Genomic DNA, 335 nt, shown 5'->3' on the forward strand with positions numbered 1-335 from the left:
AACGCGGGGCAAGCCCGCTCACCACAAAGGAAGTGTGCTCATCACAATAGGCTCACCCTTCCCTCTGCGATTCAAACTACTCTGCCAACAAACCCTCACTCAACGCATAAGGCTCGCCCTCAAACAAAATCTCCCGCGGCCTGTGTGCTTGTTTATGGCAGCAGCAATTGTTGTGGTGAGCAGACCCACGAGTGAGCAGGCCTTTTTTTGTAGTGAGCAGGCCTGTTTTTTGTGGCGAGCGGGCTTGCCCCGCGTTGGGCTGCGCAGCAGCCCCAATAAGACCGCTGCGGTCTTTCAGGTAGATCCGGTACTCAGGTTTTAGGGGGGCTTCGCCC

1 protein-coding gene is annotated in these 335 nt (G+C 56.4%); it reads right to left on the bottom strand.

The features are described 5' to 3' along the window. Positions 1 to 76 precede the first annotated feature (76 nt). Positions 77 to 335, bottom strand: a 259-nt coding sequence (locus tag QMX97_RS32070) for a hypothetical protein (RefSeq protein ID WP_282398241.1), incomplete at its 5' end; no start/stop codon positions are given.

The sequence above is a fragment of the Pseudomonas sp. PS01298 genome, assembly GCF_029959745.1.
Lineage (GTDB): Bacteria > Pseudomonadota > Gammaproteobacteria > Pseudomonadales > Pseudomonadaceae > Aquipseudomonas > Aquipseudomonas aylmerensis.